Origin of the sequence: Micromonospora sp. NPDC050187, assembly GCF_044459745.1 — a bacterium.
Classification (GTDB): Bacteria; Actinomycetota; Actinomycetes; order Mycobacteriales; family Micromonosporaceae; genus Micromonospora.
Genome location: NZ_JBITJH010000008.1, coordinates 196,285 through 212,485 on the forward strand (window position 1 = coordinate 196,285; position 16,201 = coordinate 212,485).

General features: G+C 73.2%; 14 protein-coding genes. 8 read left to right on the top strand and 6 right to left on the bottom strand.

What is annotated here, in order from left to right:
- Nucleotides 1–96: 96 nt before the first annotated feature.
- Both ACIBJE_RS15495 and ACIBJE_RS15500 read left to right on the top strand, forming a co-directional pair.
- Nucleotides 97–1,554: a M1 family metallopeptidase gene (locus tag ACIBJE_RS15495; protein ID WP_396748503.1), complete on the top strand. Its 1,458-nt coding sequence runs from the start codon at nt 97–99 to the stop codon at nt 1,552–1,554.
- Between the two features lie 87 nt (nt 1,555–1,641).
- Nucleotides 1,642–3,339 carry an FAD-dependent oxidoreductase gene (locus ACIBJE_RS15500; protein WP_396748505.1) on the top strand — a complete coding sequence of 566 codons (1,698 nt, stop codon included), beginning with the start codon at nt 1,642–1,644 and terminating at the stop codon, nt 3,337–3,339.
- Between the two features lie 27 nt (nt 3,340–3,366).
- Here ACIBJE_RS15500 and ACIBJE_RS15505 read toward each other — a convergent pair whose 3' ends face one another.
- Together ACIBJE_RS15505 and ACIBJE_RS15510 are read right to left on the bottom strand one after the other, a co-directional pair.
- Nucleotides 3,367–4,467: a Brp/Blh family beta-carotene 15,15'-dioxygenase gene (locus ACIBJE_RS15505; protein WP_396748507.1), complete on the bottom strand. Its 1,101-nt coding sequence runs from the start codon at nt 4,465–4,467 to the stop codon at nt 3,367–3,369.
- Nucleotides 4,445–5,143, bottom strand: coding sequence for a bacteriorhodopsin (locus ACIBJE_RS15510; RefSeq protein ID WP_396748509.1), 699 nt, complete (start codon nt 5,141–5,143; stop codon nt 4,445–4,447). The genes ACIBJE_RS15505 and ACIBJE_RS15510 overlap by 23 nt, the downstream gene beginning before the upstream one ends.
- Nucleotides 5,144–5,428: 285 nt before the next feature.
- On the opposite strand from ACIBJE_RS15510, the gene guaA reads away from it, so the two are divergent.
- On the top strand, nt 5,429–6,982 hold the full coding sequence (gene guaA / locus ACIBJE_RS15515) for a glutamine-hydrolyzing GMP synthase (protein ID WP_396748511.1): 1,554 nt from the start codon (nt 5,429–5,431) through the stop codon (nt 6,980–6,982).
- A 55-nt stretch (nt 6,983–7,037) separates the two neighbouring features.
- Here the strand turns inward: guaA and ACIBJE_RS15520 are convergent, their stop codons facing one another.
- Nucleotides 7,038–7,304 carry a PspC domain-containing protein gene (locus ACIBJE_RS15520; protein ID WP_396748513.1) on the bottom strand — a complete coding sequence of 89 codons (267 nt, stop codon included), beginning with the start codon at nt 7,302–7,304 and terminating at the stop codon, nt 7,038–7,040.
- Nucleotides 7,305–7,448: 144 nt separating this feature from the next.
- Between ACIBJE_RS15520 and ACIBJE_RS15525 the strand changes: the two genes are divergently transcribed.
- From ACIBJE_RS15525 to ACIBJE_RS15535, 3 genes are all read left to right on the top strand, one after another.
- Complete coding sequence (locus tag ACIBJE_RS15525; RefSeq protein WP_396748515.1) at nt 7,449–8,396, top strand: NUDIX hydrolase; 948 nt, start codon at nt 7,449–7,451, stop codon at nt 8,394–8,396.
- A 120-nt stretch (nt 8,397–8,516) separates the two neighbouring features.
- Nucleotides 8,517–9,428 carry an NUDIX hydrolase gene (locus tag ACIBJE_RS15530; RefSeq protein ID WP_396748692.1) on the top strand — a complete coding sequence of 304 codons (912 nt, stop codon included), beginning with the start codon at nt 8,517–8,519 and terminating at the stop codon, nt 9,426–9,428.
- A 345-nt stretch (nt 9,429–9,773) separates the two neighbouring features.
- A complete protein-coding gene (locus ACIBJE_RS15535) occupies nt 9,774–10,694 on the top strand; it encodes a CDP-alcohol phosphatidyltransferase family protein (protein ID WP_396748517.1) in 921 nt (306 codons plus the stop codon).
- Between the two features lie 53 nt (nt 10,695–10,747).
- Here ACIBJE_RS15535 and ACIBJE_RS15540 read toward each other — a convergent pair whose 3' ends face one another.
- From ACIBJE_RS15540 to ACIBJE_RS15550, 3 genes are all read right to left on the bottom strand, one after another.
- Nucleotides 10,748–12,001, bottom strand: a complete 1,254-nt coding sequence (locus ACIBJE_RS15540) for a phosphatidylserine decarboxylase (RefSeq protein WP_396748519.1) — start codon at nt 11,999–12,001, stop codon at nt 10,748–10,750.
- 166 nt (nt 12,002–12,167) lie between these two features.
- Nucleotides 12,168–12,476 (bottom strand): hypothetical protein, encoded by a 309-nt coding sequence (locus ACIBJE_RS15545; protein WP_396748521.1) that lies wholly within the window; start codon nt 12,474–12,476, stop codon nt 12,168–12,170.
- Nucleotides 12,473–14,008 carry a PspC domain-containing protein gene (locus ACIBJE_RS15550; RefSeq protein ID WP_396748523.1) on the bottom strand — a complete coding sequence of 512 codons (1,536 nt, stop codon included), beginning with the start codon at nt 14,006–14,008 and terminating at the stop codon, nt 12,473–12,475. Before ACIBJE_RS15550 ends, ACIBJE_RS15545 begins: the two co-directional genes overlap by 4 nt.
- Before the next feature lie 196 nt (nt 14,009–14,204).
- Here ACIBJE_RS15550 and ACIBJE_RS15555 point away from each other — a divergent pair, with 196 nt between their 5' ends.
- Nucleotides 14,205–15,446: a PspC domain-containing protein gene (locus ACIBJE_RS15555; protein ID WP_396748525.1), complete on the top strand. Its 1,242-nt coding sequence runs from the start codon at nt 14,205–14,207 to the stop codon at nt 15,444–15,446.
- Between the two features lie 2 nt (nt 15,447–15,448).
- Entirely contained in the window at nt 15,449–16,123 is a 675-nt protein-coding gene (locus ACIBJE_RS15560; protein ID WP_396748527.1) for a response regulator, read from the top strand.
- Nucleotides 16,124–16,201 lie beyond the last annotated feature (78 nt).

A 16,201-nucleotide genomic window follows, 5' to 3' on the forward strand; every position in this document is an offset into this window, starting at 1 on the left:
GAGCGCCTGGTCGGGCCGGCCGTGGGTCGGCGGTGCCGGGTGTGGGCGTTCCGGCCCACCGCGCGGGCAGGCCGCGCCGTCCCCCGGGAGGTTGTGATGACACAGGTACGGCGTACGACCACACGCCGCGCCGCACTGCTGCTGGCGGCGGGACTGCTGGCGGCCGGTTGCGAGTCGTCCCCACCCGAGCCGGACGACGTCCCGGAGCCGTCCGCCTCGTCGCCGAGTGTCCGCAAGTTCGTCCCCGGGGCGCCCGGCGCGGGGGACGCCTACTTCCCGAGCTACGGCAACGGCGGCTACGACGTCCGCGAGTACGCGGTGAAGGTCCGCTACGACCCGGCGCAGGACCGGCTCGCCGGTGTCGTCACCGTACGGGCGACCGCCACCGTCGACCTGTCCCGCCTCAACCTGGACCTGGCCGGGCTCACCGTCCGGGCGGTCAGCGTGGACGGGGCACCCGCCGCGCACACCCACCAGGGGGCGGAGCTGACCGTGGTGCCCGCCGCCGGCCTCCCCGCCGGCAACGGCTTCGAGGTCGAGGTCCGCTACGACGGGAAGCCGCAGCCGCTGGAGAACGAGGCGCTCGGCGAGGGCGGCTTCCTGCACACCTCCGACGGGGCGATCGCGCTCGGCCAGCCGGAGTCGGCGAGCACCTGGTTCCCGGTCAACGACCACCCGTCGGACAAGGCGACGTACGACATCGAGGTCACCGTCCCGGACGGCCTGGCCGCGTTGAGCAACGGCGTGCCGTCCGGCCGGACCAGTGCGGGTGGCTGGACCACCTGGAAGTGGGCCGAGCGGACCCCGATGGCGAGCTACCTGAGCACCCTGGTGATCGGGGAGTACCGGATGGAGACCGGCGAGCACAAGGGCCGGCCGGTGGTCACGGCGGTGAGCACCCGGGTCCCCCGGGGCGCGGCCGACGCGTCGATGGCGCAGACGCTCCAGGTCGCCGACTACCTGGAGAGCGTCTTCGGGCCGTACCCGGTCGGGGCGTACGGCGGGGTGGTCATCTCGGACAGCCGGATCCGCTACGCGCTGGAGACGCAGAGCCGGCCGGTCTACTCCGCCGGGTTCTTCGACTCCGGCGAGAACACCGGGATCGTCGTGCACGAGATCGCGCACCAGTGGTTCGGCAACAGCGTGTCGCTCCAGCGCTGGCAGGACATCTGGCTCAACGAGGGCCTCGCCACCTACGCCGAGTGGCTCTGGGCGGAGCACCAGGGTGACGGAACCGCCCAACAGGCGTTCGACGCCGCGTACACCGGCTCCTCGTCGGCGCTCTGGCGTACCCCGCCCGGCGACCCGGGCGCGGACGAGCTGTTCAGCGAGTCGGTCTACCAGCGCGGTGCGATGACCGTGCACGCGTTGCGGGTGACCGTCGGCGACGCCGCGTTCTTCCGTCTGCTGCGGACCTGGGCCGCCGAGAAGCGCGACGGCAACGCCACCACCGAGGACTTCGTGGCCCTGGCCGAACAGGTCTCCGGCCGGCAGCTCGACGCGCTCTTCGACGCGTGGCTGTTCGGCTCGCAGCGTCCGGACCGCCCGCGCTAGGTCCCACCCGCCGGGCACGTCGTCTGTGCTGGAGGGTGCGAAAAGTGCCCCTGGCGTCTGGTTACCGATCGGTAGATGATGGCGTCCATGCGGTACGACGTACTGGTCGTCGGATCCGGTTTCGGGGGCAGCGTCGCGGCCCTGCGACTGGCCGAGAAGGGCTGGTCCGTCGGCGTGCTGGAGGCGGGCCGCCGGTTCGCCGACCACGAGTTCCCCGAGACCTCCTGGCGGCTGCGGCGTTTCCTCTGGGCCCCCCGGCTGGGCTGCTACGGCATCCAGCGGATCAGCCTGCTCCGGCCGGCCGATCGGAAGGCCGGCGGGGGAGTGCTGGTGCTCTCCGGGGCCGGGGTGGGTGGCGGTTCCCTGGTCTACGCGAACACCCTCTACGAACCTCTGGACGCCTTCTACGACGACCCGCAGTGGCGGGACATCACCGACTGGCGGACCGAGCTGGCGGGTCACTACGACCAGGCGAAGCGGATGCTCGGTGTCACCACGTACCCGGTGGAGACCGGCGCGGACCGGGTGATGCGGGCGGTGGCCGCGCGGATGGGAGTCGGGCACACCGTGCACCCGACACCGGTCGGGGTGCACATCGGCCGACCCGGCGAGCGGGTGACCGACCCGTACTTCGGCGGGGCAGGTCCGGAGCGCACCGGCTGCACCCACTGCGGCTCCTGCATGACCGGTTGCCGGCACGGGGCCAAGAACACCCTGGTCAAGAACTATCTCTGGCTCGCCGAGCGGCTCGGTGCGCGGGTGCACCCGCTGACCACGGTGACCGCGATCCGGCCCGCTCCGGGTGGCGGGTACCGGGTGGAGACCGTCCGCACCGGGGCCTGGCTGCGGAAACGACGCCAGGTGATCGAGGCCGACCAGGTGGTCCTCGCGGCCGGTGCGCTCGGCACCCAGCGGCTGCTGCACGAGATGCGGGCGACCGGGGCGCTGCCCGGGATCTCGCCCCGCCTCGGCGAGCTGACCCGGACCAACTCCGAGGCGATCCTCGGCGCGGCGGTGCCCCGCCGGCGGGCCCGCGCCGAGGGACTGGACTTCACCGAGGGGGTGGCGATCACCAGCTCGTTCCACCCGGACGCGCAGACCCACATCGAGCCGGTCCGCTACGGGCGCGGCTCCAACGCGATGGGGCTGTTCCAGTCGCTACTGGTCGACGGTGGCCCACGCCGGCTCCGTCGCTGGCTGGGCATCCTGCTCCGGCAGCCAGGCCTCGCGGCCCGGATGCTGTCCGTGCGCGGCTGGTCGGAGCGGACGGTGATCGCGCTGGTGATGCAGTCGGCGGACAACTCGCTGACCACCCGGCTGCGGCGCGGTCCGCTCGGCCGCCGGCTGGTCTCCGGCCCGGGGCACGGCACGCCGAACCCGACCTGGATTCCGGCCGGCAACCAGGCGGCCCGGCTGCTCGCCGAGGAGATCGGCGGGGTGCCGGGCGGATCGTTGACCGAGCCGTTCGACATCCCGATGACCGCGCACCTCCTGGGCGGCGCGGTGATCGGTGCCGACCCGGCCGGCGGGGTGATCGACCCGTACCACCGGGTCTTCGGGCACCCGGGCCTGCACGTGCTGGACGGCGCGGCGGTCTCGGCGAACCTGGGCGTCAACCCGTCATTGACGATCACCGCGCAGGCGGAACGGGCGATGGCGTTCTGGCCGAACCGGGGCGACGAGGACCCGAGGCCGCCGCTCGGTGAGCCGTACCGTCGGCTGGAGCCGGTGCCGCCCCGGCTCCCGGCGGTTCCGGCCGGCGCCCCCGGGGCCCTGCGGATGTGATCAGGCCCGCTGCCCGGGTGACTGTGCTCAGGTCCGCTGCCCGGGTTGCCCCGTCAGGCGTGGTGGCCCGGGTTCGCGTCGGTCCGTCCAGGCGACCAGCGCCGCGTGCGGGAGGGTCAGCGCGGCCAGCACGGCGACCGTCGCGGGCAGCGGGTCCGCCCGGTGGCCGGGCCAGATGACCAGGGCGAGCAGGGCGACGACGGCGACCACCGTGGGGGCTGCGGCCTGGCGGGCGAAGCGACGCAGCGGCGGTCCGAGCCGTCCGGCCCCCAGATCGGCCGTGTTCCGCGGATCGTGCCGCAGCAACCGAACGACATGGCGGTAGGAGTGCCAGGCTGCGAAGTACGCCCCGATGGCCAGGGGCGGTGGCACGGTACTGAACAGTCCGACGAGGAGAAGGGGTTGGCCGGCGTCGCGGGCGCATCCGGCGCGGACGTGCCGGATCGCGGTGACCGCGACCGCACACAGCACGGTGGCCAGCGCCAGCATCCGCACCTCGACGGCGAGCAGCGCCGGCGTCTGCGGGGCCACTGCCGCCAGCAACGGGTCGACCTGCTCCCGCCACAGCGCCAACGGAATGACCACCGGCGGTCCTCCGTACGCGAGCACGCCGGACACCCCCGGTCGGATCGGCCGACGGTCCCGCTCGGCATGGAACGCCACGTCGGCGGTGCCGAAGTGGACGACCGACACGACGAGGAATCCGACCAGCGCCAGGTGCGGCGCGGCCCGGAAGGCCGCCAGTCCGGCCCCGGCGACGGCCGCGTAGACCACCAGCAGCGCCACGCGTGCCGGCAGTTGCCGGGCGCGTGCCGACTTCCAGGCGGGCACCAGGTGGTCGACCGCGCCGTGCGGGAGTCCGAGGAGCAGTCCCGCGATCAGGAAGGCGGACGAGTCGCCCAGCCCGGAGGCGCCGATCAGCGGCGACAGCGCCAGCAGCCCGCCGAGGGCGAGTTGCGAGGTGGTCCCGGTGCGCAGCAGCAGCCGGTCCGGCCTCCCCGGGCCGTCCGCCGCGCCGGTCGGGCGCGACTCCGGCCGTCGGAGCCGGGTCGGTGCACCGCCGTCGTCTGCCGCCGGCAGTGCAGGGCCGGCCTCCGTGGCCGGGTCAGACGACGGTGAGTTGACCACGGCCGGACAGGGAACGCAGCCGGCCGAGATCGATGATGCTCCAGCCCACCTTCGTCAGGATGGACAGCACGACGAAGAGCAGGCTGGTGGTGGCGGAGCTGATCAGACCGACACCGGTCGGGCCGATGATCCAGAACACGGGGTAGCCCACCCAGAGCACGCTGAGCAGCAGGGCGGCCTCCCGGTACACCGCCGCGATCTCCTTCGGTTGACGGTGCGCATGGGCGTGCATCGGTCCCCAGATCAGGCCGTAGACCGCGAGGAAGGCCAGCACCCCGATCGCGTAGAGGGTGTAGCGGGCCGTGGTGTTCGCCGTGAGCTCGGCGGCCAGCCCGCAGAGGAAGATCACCAAGTTCGTCCCGACGATGGCGCCGGTCAGTCCCCAGCGGCGGCCGGGCAGGGAGTGCGTCGCGGTCAGCATCAGGGCCACCAGCAACAGGGGGGAGGTGACCGCCCAGTCGACGTACCGCGCCCAGTAGAGCGTGTGGCCGGCCACCTCCGCCCGCCCGCCGCCCAAGGCCATGACCAGGTACCAGAAGCCGGACCAGAGTGGGATCGCGATCGCCACCCGGTACTCGCTGAGCGGGACTCCGCACGGGTCCGCCCGCCATCGGGTGAAGAGCACGACCCCACCCGCCATGGCGGCGATGTACATCCACAGCCACCACTCGGTCATGCGCACTCCTCGGCCGGCTCCGAAAACACCGCGCCCGCCCGGCTGCCCGCTGCGCACGACCTGGGCGGAGCCGGGGCGTCATGTCGTTCCAGAACCTGGGGACGGATGGTACAAACACCATATCTAAGCTGAAAGCCCTAAAGCCTGACAATGGCTCCGATTCTGTCGGAAGGGAGCACCCCAAGCGTCCTGGCCGACATGTCGCCGCCACGCCGGGGATCACCACGGCCGCGCGGTGACGGACCGGAGCGGTCCGCGCTGGCGTCGCCGGTAGGCTTTGCTGCCATGAGCACGCCTCGCCCTGTCCTCGTGGTGGACTTCGGAGCCCAGTACGCCCAGCTCATCGCCCGCCGGGTGCGTGAGGCGCGGGTCTACTCCGAGATCGTGCCGCACTCGATGCCGGTCGCCGAGATGCTGGCGAAGAACCCGGCGGCGATCATCCTGTCCGGCGGCCCGTCGAGCGTCTACGAACCGGGTGCGCCGCAGGTCGACGCCGGGCTGTTCACCGCCGACGTGCCGGTCTTCGGCATCTGCTACGGCTTCCAGGCGATGGCGCGGGCCCTCGGCGGCACCGTCGCCCGCACCGGCAGCCGGGAGTACGGCGGTACGCCGCTGCGTCCCCGGGTGGACGCCGGGGTGCTGCTGCGGCAGCTGCCGGCCGAGCTGCCGGTATGGATGAGCCACGGCGACTGCGTGACCGAGGCCCCGGACGGCTTCACGGTGACCGCCGAGTCGGCGGGCGCCCCGGTCGCCGCCTTCGAGGACGTGGTCGGCCGCCGGGCCGGCGTGCAGTTCCACCCGGAGGTCGGGCACACCGCGCACGGGCAGGAGATGCTCCAGCGCTTCCTCTACGACATCGCCGGCATCGAGCCGACCTGGACCCCGGCCAACATCATCGAGGAGCAGGTCGAGCGGATCCGCGCCCAGGTCGGCGACAAGGAGGTCATCTGCGGCCTCAGCGGCGGGGTCGACTCGGCGGTCGCCGCCGCCCTGGTGCACCGGGCGGTCGGTGACCAGCTCACCTGCGTCTTCGTCGACCACGGTCTGCTGCGCGCCGGTGAGGCGGAGCAGGTCGAGAAGGACTACGTGGCCGCCACCGGCATCAAGCTGAAGGTGGTGGACGCGCAGGAGCGGTTCCTCGGCGCGCTGGCCGGGGTGACCGACCCGGAGCAGAAGCGCAAGATCATCGGCCGGGAGTTCATCCGGGTCTTCGAGGCCGCCGCCCGGGAGATCGCCGCCCACGGCGACGTCGAGTTCCTGGTGCAGGGCACCCTCTACCCGGACGTGGTGGAGTCCGGCGGCGGCAGCGGCACCGCCAACATCAAGAGCCACCACAACGTCGGCGGGCTGCCGGAGGATCTGAAGTTCGCCCTGGTGGAGCCGCTGCGCACGCTCTTCAAGGACGAGGTCCGGACGCTCGGGCTGGAGCTGGGGCTGCCCGAGGCGATGGTCTGGCGGCACCCGTTCCCGGGGCCGGGCCTGGCCATCCGGATCATCGGCGCGGTCGACCGGGAGCGGCTGGACCTGCTCCGTCAGGCCGACCTGATCGCCCGGGAGGAGCTGTCCGCCGCCGGCCTGGACCGGGACGTGTGGCAGTTCCCGGTGGTCCTCCTGGCCGACGTGCGCAGCGTCGGGGTGCAGGGTGACGGGCGCACCTACGGCCACCCGGTGGTGCTCCGCCCGGTCTCCAGCGAGGACGCGATGACCGCCGACTGGTCCCGCCTGCCGTACGACGTGGTCGCCCGGATCTCCACCCGGATCACCAACGAGGTGGCCGAGGTCAACCGGGTGGTGCTGGACGTGACCAGCAAGCCCCCGGGCACCATCGAGTGGGAGTGACCCGAGCGGGCCGACGAGGAGCCTTCGGGCGGGTGGCCGGAGCGCGCCACCCGCCTCACCCGGGTGGCGCGACCTGCGTCGGGTGCGGCCAGGCCGGGGCGTCCGGCGGCTCCTCGGGCATGAGGAACCACATGACCGGGTACGCCAGCAGCGCCACGCCGGCGGTGAACAGGGTGGACACCGCGAAGACCACCCGGACCAGGGTGGGGTCGACGTCGAAGTAGCGGCCGAGGCCGCTGGCGACCCCGGCGACCATCCGGTCCGTGGTGGGCCTGCGGAGCTGTTTGTACGGGGCCTGGGATGAGGGGCTCGTCCATGTCATGGCTCCACCCTCTCCGGTCGCCGCCCGGTTGCCCTCAGTGAGGGCCCGGATCTATACCCTGATCGATCCCTGAGGGGGAAGCCTTCCGTCAGGAATCTGACTGTTTTTCGATGTCGTACCTGGTCAGGGGGAGAATTCAGCCCCGTGACCACCATGCTGGAGCCGCTCCGCAGGATCGCGGCATACGCAGTCTGTGCCGACTCGGTCGGCCGGGTGTTGCTGGTCCGCGCATCGGAGCGCTCCGGCACCCCCGGCACGTGGTCCCTGCCCGGCGGGGCGGTGGACCACGGTGAGGACCCGAATCACACGGTCGTCCGGGAGACCGCCGCCGAGACCGGGCTCTCCGTCGCCGTCTCCGGCCTGGCGGACGTCCTCGCCGACATGCGGGCCCTGCCCGACCGGGGCATCACCATCCACACCGACCGCCTCATCTACCGGGTCTCGGTCCGGGGTGGGACGCTCACCGACCGGGTCGACCGCCCGACCGACCTGGCCCGCTGGTTCACCCTGGACGAGGCGCGCGGGCTGCCGCTGCGCGCGTTCACCGCGCGGGCCCTGGGCCTGCCGTCCGGTGCTGCCGACGTGGTGCCGGACGAGGCTCCCGAGTTCCCCTCCTTCTACGCGGTGCCCGGCCCGGACGGGCTGCACCGGGCGCAGCGCTTCGCCGCGTACGCGGTGGCCACCGACCCGGAGGGTCGGGTGCTGCTCACCCGGGTGGCCGACGGCTATCCGGGCGCGGGCTGCTGGCACCTGCCCGGTGGGGGCACCGACTACGGCGAGCAACCGGGCGCCGCGCTGATCCGGGAACTCGTCGAGGAGACCGGTCAGACCGGTCGCCTGGTCGGGCTGCTCGGGGTGGCCAGCCACCGGGACGCCGCCTCGCTCGGCCCCGAGGGCTATCCGATCGACTGGCACGGTGTCCGTGCCTTCTACCGGGTGGTGGTCGACCAGCCGGCCCCACCCACCGTGGCCGACGTCGGCGGCTCCACCTGCGAGGCCCGCTGGTTCGCCCGCGAGGAGCTGGAGACCCTCCCCGCCGACCGGCTCACCGAGGTGACCGCCGAAGCCGTCCAGGCCGCCGACCTCGCCTGACCCCCCATCCTCACCTCCGCACGTCGATCACGACCGTCGGCGGCGCGACCACGCCGGCGCGGGCGCGGCTAACCTCATGATCAGCGGGAAAGGGTGAGCGGGGGAGGGGTCGTGGGAGAGCTGGTGGAGCGGCGGCGGGTCGGGGCGTACGGGCTGTCGACCGGAGCGGACGGGCGGGTGCTGTTGACCCGGGCCTCCGCCCTGGCCGACTTCCCCGGCGTCTGGCAGCTGCCCGGTGGCGGGCTGGAGCACGCCGAGCACCCCGCGGACGCGGTGGTCCGCGAGTTCGCCGAGGAGACGGGGCTCGCGGTCGCGGTCGCCGGGCTGGAGGCGGTGGTGGCCGACGTGGTCCGGCTTCCCGACATCGGGGTCGCTCTGCACACCGATCGCATCATCTACCGCGTCAACGGCGTGTCCGGCACGCTCCGCCACGAACCGGACGGAACGACCGACCTGGTGGCGTGGATCGCACCGGCGGAGGCGGCCGGTCTGCCGCTGATGCCGTTCACCGCCGACCTGCTCGGACTGCCGGTCACCCCGCTCCCCGAGAGCGCGCCGCGAGCCGTCCCGCGCATCCCGTACGACCCGCCGCCGCTCGACCGGCGGCAGCGTTTCGGAGCGTACGGGCTGGTCACCGACCCGACGGAGCGGGTACTGCTCACCCTGATCGCCGACGGCTACCCGGGAGCCGGCCGGTGGCACCTGCCGGGTGGCGGGACCGACCACGGTGAGCAGCCGGTGACCGCGCTGCTGCGGGAGATCGTCGAGGAGTCCGGCCAGCTCGGTCGGGTGACCGCGTTGCTCGACGCGAGCAGTCTGCACAACCCCGCGGCCCTGGGACCGGAGGGTCGGCCGCTGGACTGGCACGGCGTCCGGGTGCTCTACCGGGTGGTGGTGGAGGCGCCGACCGTGCCCGAGGTGACCGAACTGGCCGGGGGTTCCACCGCACGGGCCGCCTGGTTCAGCCGGCGTGACGCCGCCGGCCTGCCATTGACCGACATCGCCGCGCGGGCTCTCCGCCTGATCGGATAGCCGATTGCTCGCCGAGCCGGTATCGACCCGCTCCGGTAGAGTCGGCAGTTGAGATTGGCGGAGAAAAGGGCGCTCAGCCCGCGATCGGGAACAACCGGGCGATTAACGCGGTTTGTAGGAGATAAGTGCCGCCGGCAGCTATCGCCAAGTCCCGTACCACTGTGCAATGGTGTACTCCGCTTTGACGGCTGCCGGGCCAGAAGCGGCCCGGCACGAGAGAGCCGGACGCCCGCCTGCGAGGCGGTGAGTCGATTCGGTGATGGAGGAAACGTGCCGAGAGCCCCATGGCGCCGGCGTCGTACGTCTGACAGTCCACGCCCCGCGGGCCGCCGCTGGGCGGGGCCGTTGCGACGCAGCAGTACGTTCGCCCGCCAGGTGCTGCTGGTCCGGGTGGGACGCCGGGACGGCGATCCCCGCCACACGACCGACGTGGCCCTGCCCGAGCGCCGCTACGCCGACCGGCTGCGCCGGCGGTACGCCTCGGACCGGTTGAACCGGGCCGAGATCGAGGCCGTCATGCCGGTGAGCCCCGCGATCGCCCCGACGACACCGGTGGAGGACGCCCCGGCACGGTCGATCCCGCTGCTCCCCGGTGAGCGTACGGTCGCTCGGCGGGCGAAGTTCGCCCTGGTCAACGGGTGCACACTGGCCAGCCTGATGCTCGGCGTCACCGCGATCTTCCTGGCCATGCAGGGCGAGGTGCGCCTCGCGGGGGTGCTCCTGATCGCCTGCGTCGCCTTCGACGGGCTCGACGGCGCGCTGGCCCGCAAGCTCAACGTGGCCAGCCCGTTCGGCGCGCAGATGGACTCGCTGGCCGACATGTGCTCGTTCGGCCTCGCCGCCCCGGTGGTGGTCTACGCCTCGCTGGCCGGCACCCTGCCGACCGCCGCCGCCGCGCTGGCCTGCGCACTCGTCGCCGCCTGCGCCGCGATCCGGCTGGCCCGGTTCAACGTCTCGCCGAAGGACGGCCGGTTCTTCTGCGGGGTGCCGACCACCATGGCCGCGATGGTGCTGGCGCTCGCCGTGGTCATCGACCTTCCGGTGCCTCCGGTGGTCCAGGTCGCCGGGGTCGCCCTGCTCGCCTTCGCCATGGTCTCCAGCTTCCCGTACGCCAAGCTGGCCCGGCTGATCAGGCTGCCGGCGTGGCTGTGGCTGGCTCCGGTGGTCGGCGCCCTGGTCGACCCACGACTCACCTTTGCCCTGGTCGTGGTCGCCTACCTGGCCAGCGGACCACTGCTCTGGCTGCACCAGCGCCGGACCGCCTGACGTCACCGACGACGAGGGGGTGCCGCGACGTCGCGGCACCCCCTCTCGCGTCCTCAGCGCCAGCGGGCGATGACCGAGGAACCGCCGATCACCTTGTCGCCCGGCCCCACCAGCGGGTCCGCCGCGTCGGCCGGCAGGTAGACGTCGGTCCGCGAACCGAACCGGATCAGGCCGAAGCGCTCACCCCGGGCGAGCAGCGAACCGACCGGGGCACGCTGCACGATGCGCCGGGCGATCAGGCCGGTACGCTGCGCGACCACCACCGGGCCGTGCTCGGTGTCCAGCACCGTGTACGCCGCGACGTTGTGCTCGGCCTCCGGCTTCATCGCGTTGGCGAAACCGCCGTCGGCGACGAAGTAGTCGACCACCTTGCCGGCCACCGGGGACCGGTTGACGTGCACGTCGAGTACCGATAGGAAGACCGCGACCCGCAGCCACTCGCCCGCGCCGAACCGCTCGTCGTGCAGCCGCTGGACGGAGAGCACCCGGCCGTCGGCGGCGGCGACCACCGCCGACGGGTCCTCCGGGACGTCCCGCTCGGGGTCGCGGAAGAATGCCGCCACCGGGGCGGCGGCGAGCGCCGGCACCAGCCACAGCTTCGACTTCGGCCGGGCCACCCGGGCCAGCGCGGCCAGCCCGAGGGCGATGCCGGCGGCAGCCACGCCGTTGGAGTCGATGTGCATGTCGCGGGTCAGCGGCACGCTCGACGGCCGGTACGCCGGAGCGAGTCGGGCCGCCGTCGCCGCGCTGACCGGGGTGAACCGGAGCCGGTGCACCCGGACCGGCGGCTGGTTGCGCAGTACCAGGTCCACCCCGACGCCGTGCAGCGCACCCTGCCGGTCGAGTTCGGCCGCCGCGCCTGCGGTCCGGCCCGGTCCGGCCGGCGTCGCCACGCTCAGCACACCGCCCTCGGTCAGGTACTTGGTGAGGCCGTCCAGCGTCGCACGGGCCTCCTCGGCGGTGCCGGCGAGCGCCTCAGCGACGATCATGACATCGGCGGCGTCGGCCTCGGCCAGGGTGTCGACGACCCGGACCCGGTCGGCGACCCAGCTGCCCAGCGTCGCGACGTGCCGGCGCAGCTCGGCGGCGCTGGTCGACCCGGCCGGCACCACGGTGAGGCGGTCCCCGGGCAGCAGCGCCTCGATCGCCACGGCGAGGACCGGGGCGTCCGGGGTCACGCCGACCAGCAGGGCGGCCTTGCGGTCGTCGCACCGGGCGAGCTCGGCGGCGAGGGTACGCGCGGCGCGCTCGCCGATGCGAACCTCACCGAACCGGCCAAGGCTGCGCACGGCGGGGGACTGAGTCATGTCGGACGGGCTCCTAGCAGCATCGGGACGGAAATCGCAGCGGAGGGGCCGCGACGGCGCGGACGAGGCGTGCCGGCGGCGGGAGCGAAGTCTCCACCAGCCAGCATAGGCGGCACGAGCCAGCGGCCGCACCGGCGCGGGCAGAGCTCCGGTCTTCCGCGCACGGTCAACCGTCCCCGTCTTCCCGGCGGGCACGGTCATCGCGGTCTGCCCGGCCGTCCGGCGTCCGGTCCGGGTTGTCGCGCGTGCCGGGCTCGTCGCGCGTGCCGGCCGTCCGGTCCTCGACCGCCGGCGTGCGGGCCGCGCGCAGTGCGCCCAGCAGACCCAGCGTGCCGACCACGACGAGCGCGCCGGCCAGGAACCAGCCGATCGGCACCACCAGGCCGAGCAGTTGCGCCAGCAGCCACCAGGCCGCGGCAGCTAGGAAGAGCAGCCCGAAGGTCAGGGACAGCAGGTCGGTGCGGTGCGCTCTCACCGGGTCACCTCCAACGCTCCGGCGTTGACCTGGATGAACAGCCGCAGTGTGCCGCCGCCCGTACCGTCGGCGCCCAGGTCGGTGGACTGGCGCACCTGGCGGCCCGGGCCGCCGGTGCGAACCCCGAAGATGACGGCGTCACTGGCGTTCACCTCGGCGTGGGTGATCACGTCGACGTTCGGCGGCAGCAGCACGGTGCTGTGCCCGAAGGAGACGACGATGGTGGTCTGGGTGTCCCGCTGGTCGAAGTCCATCGCCCGCAGATCCAGCACCGCGTCGCCGAAGGTGTTCTCGTACCGGGGGGCGATGTCCTCGTAGCTCGCCGGGGCCCAGGTCAGGTTCCCGTTATCCCTGCGCCACTCCTCGAACGACTCGACCGCGGTGACGAAGCCGAGCGCCGCCGAGGTGACCAGCCCCAGCGCGATCAACCAGCGGGCCCGGCCGAACCAGGCACCCACCAGCAGCCCGAGACCGATGGTGGCCAGCGCCGCCGCGAAGTACGCCGACGCGCTGACCCGGACCACCCCGACCAGGTTGAGGACGGCGACCACCCCGCAGGCGAGGAAGACCAGCGAGAACGTCGCCGGACCGAGCGGTGAGCGCTCCCGGGGACGCTTCGGTGCCGGCCGGGGCGGGGGCGGTGCGGGCGATGGGGGACTGGAGCGGGCGTACGGGCCGTGCGGGGCGAAGGGCGGGCGGTAGCCGGGCGGGGTGGACACGAGGGCGACCGGTGGCAGCGACCCGGCCGGGGGCAGTGGCACCGGTGGGGTCGGGGCGGCCACCGGCTCCTGGGCCGGCCAACGGGGCACCTCGGGGAACACCGCTCCGGGGGCCGGCGACCATGGCGTGGCGGGGGCCGACGCGGACACCGGTACCTCCGGCCGCGTTGCCGTGGGCGGTACCGGACCCGGGGCGGGGTAGGCCACCGGGGGCACCGGACCCGGCAGTGGCGTGGTCGGCGGCCCGGCGGGCGACGGGGTGCGGCCGGAGCGGTCCCAGGCGGGGTGGTCCCGGTTGAGCAGCAGCGCCCCGCCGATCAGGATCGCCGCACCGAGCAGTACGGCCCGGAAGGCGTCCGTCACGATGTAGCCGAAGCTCACCGCGACCAGGATGCTCAGCACGATCACCGTGATCGGCGACATGCTCGACCGACCCCGGCCCAGCATCGACTCGACCGGGGAGGCGCTGTCCCCCTCGCCGGGGATGATCAGCCACGCCGACACGTAGATCAGGATCCCGACGCCACCGAAGAAACCGAGCACGGCGAGGAGCACCCGCCACAGCACCGGGTCGGTGTTGGTGGCCCGCCCGACCGCCGCGCAGACCCCGGCCAGGTAACGCCCCTCCCGGGGGCGGACCAGGCCGTACCGTGAGGTGAAGCCGACTCCGCCGGGGACGGCTTCCGGCCCTGCGGGCGATGGCCCGGCGTCCCACGTCGGGGACGTCGCGATCGCACTCCCGGCCGGTGGCGACGGTGGTACGCCCGGCTGGGTCGCCTCCGGGCGGGGCGACCGGGCGGATTCCTCGGTCATACCGGTAGATCCTGCTAGGTGTCGGGACGGGTCGTCGTCGGGACCCACCCTGAGCGCACCCTGAGATCCGACGCTCGGGAAACTCGGGGGCGTCCCCGTGGCCCCGCGACCGTGGCCCGTGTGACGATCGGTGACGACGCCATGGTGAACCGATTCGGCGTCGGCCGTCGCGACCAGGGAGCCCGCGATCAGTACCGTGACCCAGCCGCCCCGGCTCTACCGGGCCCGCGAGCACCGGATGGCCGTGGGCGTGGCCGCCGGCATCGCCGAGCACATCGGTGTCTCGGTGGTACGGGTGCGGATCGCCTTCATGGTGCTGCTCGGCCTCAGCGGACTCGGTCTGCTCCTCTACGCCGCGTTCTGGGCGGTGGTCCCGGTACGGCCGGGGGACACCGCCACCCCGCCCCGACGGGACATCGCCCAGCTGCTGCCGTTCGTGGTGATCGGTCTGGCCGTGCTGCTGGTGCAGATGCGGCTCTTCGACTCGGTCGGTGTCGCCGGCACCGCCGGCTGGCTGGTCGCCATCATCGCGGTCGGCGCGGGCGTGATCTGGCACCAGTCCCCGGAACGCCGAGGCCAGGCCAACGGTTCCCTGCCGCTGCCCTGGCTGAGCGCGGTGGTCGAGGAGACCGACCGGCGGGCCTTCGTGCTCCGATTCGTCGGCGGTGGGGTGTTGGTCGCGGTCGGCATCATCGGCGTCGCGGCGGTCTACTCGCCGGTGCAGAACGTCGACGCCGTGATCAACGGGGTGATCTTCGCGCTGGTCGGGCTGGCCGGGGTCGGGGTGGTGGCCGCGCCCCTGCTCTGGCGGACGTTCAACCAGCTCCGCTCGGAACGGGAGGGGCGGATCCGGGAACAGGAACGCGCCGAGCTGGCCGCCATGATCCACGACCAGGTCCTGCACACCCTTGCCCTGATCCAGCGCAACGCCGCCGACGTCAAGACGGTGCAGCGACTCGCCCGGGGGCAGGAGCGGACGCTGCGCAGCTGGCTCTACAAGCCGGCCGCCTCAGCCACCGAGCGCTTCGCCGCCGCGCTCGAACAGGCGGCGGCCGAGGTGGAGGACACCTTCGCGATCACCGTGGAGGCGGTGGTGGTGGGCGACCGGGAGACCGACGAGCGGGTGGGCGCGCTGGTCGCCGCCGCCCGCGAGGCGATGGTGAACGCGGCCAAGCACGCCCGGGTGCAGACTGTCTCGCTCTACGCCGAGGTGGAGCCGGACCAGGTCAGCGTCTTCGTCCGGGACCGGGGTGTCGGGTTCGACCAGGAGACGGTGGATGATCACCGACACGGGGTACGAGGTTCCATCATCGGGCGGATGAAACGGCACGGCGGGCGGGCGGAGATCCGTTCCGGACCCGGAGAGGGGACCGAGGTCCGGTTGATTCTGCCGGTCTCCGGGAACGGGAACGGTGCCACGGCGGAAAGGGACAGGTGACCATGTCCGAGCAGGTCGAACAGGTAGGCGGTCGCGACGAGCGGCTGCGGGTGTTTCTCGTCGACGACCACGCGATGTTCCGCGCCGGCGTCCGGGCCGAGCTGGGCGCGCACGTCGAGGTCGTGGGGGAGGCGAGCACCGTCGCCGAGGCGGTCGCCCGGATCGCGGCGGCCCGTCCCGACGTCGTGCTGCTGGACGTGCACATGCCGGACGGCGGCGGCCGGGCCGTGCTGGAGGCGGTGCGACGTTCCCACCCGCAGGTGCGGTTCCTCGCGTTGAGCGTGTCGGACGCCGCCGAGGACGTGATCGGCCTGATCCGGGCCGGGGCCCGGGGCTACGTGACCAAGACGATCTCCCCGGACGAACTGGCCGCGGCGATCCGCCGGGTGGCCGACGGCGACGCGGTCTTCTCCCCCCGGCTGGCCGGGTTCGTGCTGGACGCCTTCGCGGCCCGGCCGGACACCCCGGTCGCCGACCCGGAGCTGGACCAGCTGACCAACCGGGAACGCGAGGTGCTGCGGCTGCTGGCCCGGGGGTACGCGTACAAGGAGATCGCCAAGGAGCTGTACATCTCCATCAAGACGGTGGAGACGCACGTATCGAACGTGTTGCGCAAGCTCCAGATGTCCAACCGGTACGAGCTGTCCCGCTGGGCGGCCGACCGCCGGCTGGTGTGACCGGCTCGGCCACCCGGTGCGGTCACCGGGGCGAACGCCGATAATCGGGTGACGAACGGGTCGGCGTGCCGGACAATT